Origin of the sequence: Collinsella aerofaciens (assembly GCF_015548375.1) — a bacterium.
GTDB lineage: Bacteria > Actinomycetota > Coriobacteriia > Coriobacteriales > Coriobacteriaceae > Collinsella > Collinsella aerofaciens_AB.
The window spans coordinates 1-6211 of record NZ_JADMWW010000039.1 but is presented as its reverse complement, the minus strand read 5'-3'; the positions used below and the strand labels follow the sequence as shown (position 1 = coordinate 6211).

General features: G+C 62.3%; 4 protein-coding genes. 2 read left to right on the top strand and 2 right to left on the bottom strand.

All coding sequences use genetic code 11. The annotated features are described in order from the left end of the window. Window positions 1-528: 528 nt before the first annotated feature. Together I1969_RS10720 and I1969_RS10715 are read right to left on the bottom strand one after the other, a co-directional pair. Entirely contained in the window at window positions 529-1554 is a 1026-nt protein-coding gene (locus I1969_RS10720; RefSeq protein WP_195235113.1) for an aspartate-semialdehyde dehydrogenase, read from the bottom strand. A 174-nt stretch (window positions 1555-1728) separates the two neighbouring features. Next, window positions 1729-3117 (bottom strand): aspartate kinase, encoded by a 1389-nt coding sequence (locus I1969_RS10715; protein ID WP_195235112.1) that lies wholly within the window; start codon window positions 3115-3117, stop codon window positions 1729-1731. Between the two features lie 103 nt (window positions 3118-3220). On the opposite strand from I1969_RS10715, the gene thrC reads away from it, so the two are divergent. Further along, window positions 3221-4738: a threonine synthase gene (gene thrC / locus I1969_RS10710; RefSeq protein WP_195235111.1), complete on the top strand. Its 1518-nt coding sequence runs from the start codon at window positions 3221-3223 to the stop codon at window positions 4736-4738. Window positions 4739-4939: 201 nt separating this feature from the next. After that, window positions 4940-5821, top strand: coding sequence for a homoserine kinase (thrB, locus tag I1969_RS10705; protein ID WP_055252598.1), 882 nt, complete (start codon window positions 4940-4942; stop codon window positions 5819-5821). Window positions 5822-6211 lie beyond the last annotated feature (390 nt).

Below are 6211 nucleotides of genomic sequence, written 5' to 3'. Positions count from 1 at the left end.
CGGCATTCAGCATCAGGGTAGCGCTGCGACGCGGAAATCGCGCGCCGTTGCCGCGCCCCGCAGTGCCCGCTTCCCCCGAGAACAATTATCAGTGCAGGAAATGGCGGCCAAAATATGCCGATGCTTCAAGGGTCCAAAACAGGTCGTTCACTTCCCGGGAAACCATTCACCTTCGATTCGCACCAACCCCAAAGTCACCTCAGGCAGCAGGCGCAGCGCGCCGCAGCTGCCGGCCGCGCCCCCACAGTCCCCAAGGCGGCAGGCGCGAAGCGCCGAGGCCGCCGCCGAGACTAGAGCCCGCAACAGCCACGCGCCCCCACATCAGCCCAGCGGCCCCAACCAACAACGGCCCCATCGCAGACCGCTTGCAGCAGCGTCACCGCAGGCGGGGACCGGGCTTAGTTTTCAGAACACTCCGCAGACCAGTGTGGCGCCTTGTCCGCGGCTCCGAAGGAGCAGGACAAGGCGCCACACATGGTCGAGGACGTTCTGAAAACTAAGCCCGGCCCCCGCCGGACAGGTCCACCGCTACTCGCAGAGCAGCTTGGCGATCTGGACGGCGTTGGTTGCCGCGCCCTTACGGATTTGGTCGCCGCAGCACCAGAAGGTGATACCGCGCGCGGCCTCGGGGTTCGAGATGTCGCGACGCACGCGGCCGACCCAAATCAGGTCCTGGTCGGACGTATCCATCGGCATGGGGAAACGGTCGTGTGCATCCTCGGCAGCCATATCGTCAACCAGCTTGACGCCGGGAGCGGCAGCCAGCGCAGCACGAGCCTCCTCGACCGTAATATCGCGCTCAAACTCGAGCGTAATGCTCTCGGAGTGCGAACGCAGCACGGGCACGCGCACGCAGGTGCAGTTCACGCGCAACTCGGGCAGGTGCATGATCTTACGGCCCTCGTTCTGCAGCTTCATCTCCTCGGAGGTAAAGCCTTCCTCCTTGACGCCGCCGATCTGCGGAATCAGGTTGCTCGCCAGCTGGGCGGCAAACGCGCGCGGCTCGGGAATCTCCTCGCCGCGGCCCAGGGCGGCCAGCTGAGCCTCGAGCTCGGCCATGCCGGGAGCGCCGGCACCCGAAGCCGCCTGATACGTCGAGACGATCATGCGCTTCACGCCGGCGAGCTGATGCAGCGGCCACGTGGGAACCAGGCCGATGATGGTCGCGCAGTTGGGGTTGGCGATTAGGCCGTGATGCCACTTGATATCGTCGGCATTGATCTCGGGCACGACCAGCGGTACCTCGGGATCCATACGGAAGGCATGGCTGTTGTCGACCACGACGGCGCCGCGCTTGACGGCCTCGGGCAGCAGCTCCTTGGCGATATCGTCGCCGGCGGCTCCGAGTACAATATCACAGCCCTCAAAGGCCTCGGGGCAGGCCTCTTCGATCACGATCTGCTCGCCGCGGAACTCAACAGTCTTGCCCGCGGAGCGTGCACTTGCCAACAGTTTGAGCTTGTCGACCGGGAACTCCTGCTCGTTGAGGCACTCGAGCATCTGGGTGCCCACGGCTCCCGTCGCGCCCAAAATAGCAACCGTGTACTGTTTCATGCTTCCCCCTTTAAAGGTTGTGGCTTTTGCCCGCACGCCGAGCAGGCCGATTATTGTTGCCAGTGTATACAAGAACGGGGCAGGCACGAAACCCGCCCCGTCGAAACGAAACCGAAACGAAACGCCCCGCCGTAGATTTTTGAGGCGAGTCCCAAAAATCTAGCGAGATAGCAGCTACTTGTGGAGCGCAGCCAGAGCGGGATCGACCGGCGCGGAAGCCTCCAGGTCGGAGACCTTCACAATGCCGTTCTCATCGGAGAAGGCACGGTAAATGGTCCGAATCGCCAGGTCGAAGTCCTTCTCCTCCACGCCAATGATGATGTTGATCTCGTCGCAGCTCTGCGAAATCATACGCACGCTCACGCCGGCCTGGCCGAGCATACCAAACAGATGGCCCGAGATACCTGCGCGGCCGCGCAGGTTACGGCCGACGGTCGCGATGAGCGCCAAGCCCTCGACAACCTCGATCTCGAGCGGCTCGACCTCCTGCTGAATGTCGCCTACGAGCGAGTACAGCGAATCGTGAACGTCCCGCTCCTGCACCACGGCGCCAAAGCGATCGACACCGGTGGGCATGTGCTCGACGGAAACGTCATAGCGCTCGAAGACCGAAAGTGCACGGCGCATAAAGCCGACGCGAGGCTTGGTGCGGTCACGGGCGACGTTGATGGCGACAAAACCGCGCTTGCCGGTCACGCCGGTAATGATGGGCTCTGCCTCGCCCTCGTCAGCCGTCTCGCTAATGATGGTGCCGGGGTCCTGCGGCGCATTGGTGTTCTTGATGACCAGCGGAATACCGGCCTCACGCACAGGGAACACGGCCTCCTCGTGCAGGACGCTTGCACCCATGTACGAAAGCTCGCGCAGCTCCTCGTAGGTAACGCGGGCGATGGGCTGGGCCTCGGGAACAATACGCGGATCGGCAGAATAGAAGCCCGAGACGTCGGTCCAGTTCTCGTACAGGTCGGCGCCCAGGCACTTGGCCAGGATCGAGCCCGAGATATCGCTGCCGCCACGATCGAGCAGCTTGATCTGGCCCTCACGCGTCGCGCCGTAGAAGCCAGGCATAACAAAGCCGCCCTGCTGGCCGTACTCCTGCACCAGCTCGGAGGTGCGGTTCATGCTGAGCGTACCGTCGTGATGGAACGCCACAACCGTCGCGGCGTCCAGGAACGGCAGGCCCAGGTACTCGGCCATTAGGCGAGCGGTGAAGTACTCGCCGCGGCTCACGAGCTCCTCGGTAGAGTAGCCGCCCGAGCGGGCGCGCTCGGCAAAGGCCGCGAACTCCTCGCGGATGGGATAGGTGAGCTCCAACTCGTCAGCGATATCAAAATAGCGCTGGCCGATGTCCTCGAGTAGTTCCTCGCACGACACGTGATACTTAACGTGCGCGTTAACCAGGTAGAGCAGGTCGGTCACCTTGGTGTCGCCCTTAAAGCGGCGACCGCAGGCGGAAACCACCACAAAACGGCGGGCAGGGTCGGCATCGACGATGGCCTTGATCTTCTTAAAGTGTTCGGCGTCGGCGACCGACGAGCCGCCAAACTTGGCAATCTTAATCATGGGCTGGAGGTTACCTTTCTAAAAGCCTCTGCAAACCTATTTTGCGCGCTCTGATACCATGGTTTCACCGATTGGGTCCAAGGCATCCGAGGAGCAGTGTTATATGGGAACTTATCATAGTACACGAGGACGCACTTTATCGTGCTCAAGTAAGGTGGCAATCCGCACCGGCATCGCTCCCGACGGGGGTTTGTTTGTCTCGGACGAGCTCGGCACCCAGCAGGTCGATATCAGCTCGCTTGCAGATAAATCGTACTTTGAAATCGCTCAAGATGTGTTGGGAATGTTACTGAATGATTACACGGCCGAAGAAATTTCGGCATGTGTCGACGAGGCATACCGCGGCACGTTTGCGAGTGAAGAGGTTACGCCGCTCGTCAAACTCGACGCTGCGCCGGGCGCTGATGCCCCTCAGACCTATGTGATGGAGCTCTTTGGCGGCCCCACGAGCGCCTTCAAGGACGTCGCCCTGCAGATGCTCCCCCGTCTGATGGCCCGCACTTCCGCCAAGGACGGCGGCGCCGAGCGCATCATGATCGTCACCGCCACGTCGGGCGACACGGGCAAGGCCGCGCTCGCCGGTTTTGCCGACGCTCCGGGCACGGGCATCACCGTCTTTTATCCCGAGGGCAAGGTCAGCCGCGTGCAGAATCTGCAGATGTCCACGCAGGAGGGCTATAACGTCGCCGTCTGCGGCATCCGCGGCAACTTTGACGACGCCCAGAGCGCCGTCAAGCGCATCTTTGCCGATAAGGAGCTTGCCGAGCGTCTGGAGGCTGCCGGCACGGTGCTTTCGAGCGCCAACTCCATCAACGTCGGCCGCCTGGTACCGCAGGTCGTCTACTACTTTGCCGCCTATGCGCAGCTGTTGCGCGCCGGCGCCATCGAGGCCGGCGACGCCGTGGAGTTCTGCGTACCGACCGGCAACTTTGGCGATATCCTGGCCGGCTACTATGCCAAGCGCATGGGTCTGCCCGTCGCCAAGCTCGTCGTGGCGAGCGACAAGAACAACGTGCTGGCTGACTTCCTGACTACCGGCGTCTACGACCGCAACCGCCCGTTCTTCACGACCATCTCGCCGTCGATGGACATCCTCATCAGCTCCAACCTGGAGCGCATGCTCTACTTCCTGTCTGATGGCGACTGCGAGCTCGTTGCCGGCCTTATGAAGCAGCTTGCCCAGACGGGTCGCTACGAGGTGCCCGCCGAGCTGCTGGCCAAGATCCAGAGCGTGTTTGGCTGCGGTTGGGCCAGCGAGGACGAAGTCCGCGCTGCCATCAAGAGCTGCTGGGACGCCAACGACTACGTGATCGACCCGCACACCGCTTGTGGCTATCACGTCTTCGAGCAGGTCGCTCCCGCCGAGGGCGCCAAGGCCCGCGTGCTGCTTTCGACCGCCAGCCCCTACAAGTTCCCGCGCGCCTGCTGCGAAGCTCTGGGGCTTAACGTTCCCGAGGACGACTTTGAGGCTATGCGTGTGCTCGAGCAGGCCACCAACACGGTCGCCCCGACCCAGCTCGCCGAGCTCGAGTCCAAGCCCGTCCGCTTCGAAGACGTCTGCGACGTCGATGAGATGGCAAGCTACGTAGAGTCTGCAGCAAAACGAATGAGCACCAACTAGATCCCTTATTAAGCGCCGGCGAAAGCCGGCGCACCTTCTTTTTATTTAGCTTTCGGGATGATGACGAGCATGCGAGCGGGTCTGGCCGTTTAGTTCGTCGCGAGTTCCGCACGAGCCGGAAAGCACTTAATGTGCTTTCCGAGCGAGCCAGGACTGCCCGAACAGCGAACTAAACGGCCAGACCCGCCCAGGAGGACCCACATGATCAAAATCACCGTCCCAGCAACCAGCGCCAACCTAGGCATCGGCTACGACACCCTCGGCATGGCCGTCAGCCTCTACTCGCACTTCACCTTCGAGCGCGCCGACAAGCTCACCATCACGGGCTGCCCCGAGGAGTTCCAAAACGAGAATAACCTGGTCTATGTGAGCTTTGTCGATGCTCTGGCCGCCTGGGGCGAGCCGGCCTTCCCCGTCGCTATCGACATTCAGACCGACGTGCCCGTCGCCCGTGGCCTGGGTTCCAGCTCCACCTGCGTCGTCGCCGGCATCATGGCCGCCGCCGCGCTGACGGGCCACACCGTCGACCGCGCCGAGCTCGTCCGCATTGCCACCGAGGTCGAAGGGCATCCCGATAACGTCGCCCCCGCTATCCTGGGCGGCGCCGTCTGCTCCTTTACGCCGACCGATTCGCTTCCCCAGTGCCTGCGCTACGAGGTAAGCGACAAGCTTCGTTTTATTACTGTGATTCCGCCCTACGAGGTACATACGAGCGAGGCGCGCAAGGTTGTGCCGCAGGAGATTCCACTCTCCACTGCCGTATGGCAAATGGGCCGCATCGCCGGCATGACGCGCGGCCTGGAAACCGGCGACCTGGACCTGATTGCCGCCGCTAATGACGACCGCATCCAGGAGCCCTATCGTCGCCGCCTCATCCCCGACTACAACGCCGTGCGCGATACCTGCCTTAACGGAGGCGCCAAGACCATCTGGATCAGTGGCTCCGGCTCGACCCTCATGGCCGTGACTGACGACACCATCGTGGCAAAGTTCCTGCAGGTCAAACTGCGTGAACAGTTCCCCAAGTGTGACACGCATATTCTGACGTGCGACACCGAGGGCGCTCAAATCGAGTACCTGTAGCGCCCTGCCTCATTGCTCTCACCGGTCCCCTTGGGGCTTCCCCTGAAAACGTCCTCGATCATGAATTGCCCCGTCGTGCGCTTCGCGCGACGGGGCAATTCGATCTGCGGATTGTTTTCAGGGGAAGCCCCAAGGGGACCTGCGCAGCCTCGACAGGATAATCGCATTCGCTGATTTAATCTTGTGCTCCAACGGAGCCACAGACGAGAGGCCTTCGCGCTGCGGAATAATTTTGAGGGGAACACCCCGACCATCCCTGCGTTTACCTTGCTGAGGATGTCTACAGGGACCCACGCTTTGAAGGGGCGCCGGGGGTTGATTTCCGATCTCAGCCGAACACATTGAGCAAATAGGCCATTCCCGCAGTTAGCTGAACGCCCCCGCGGCCCC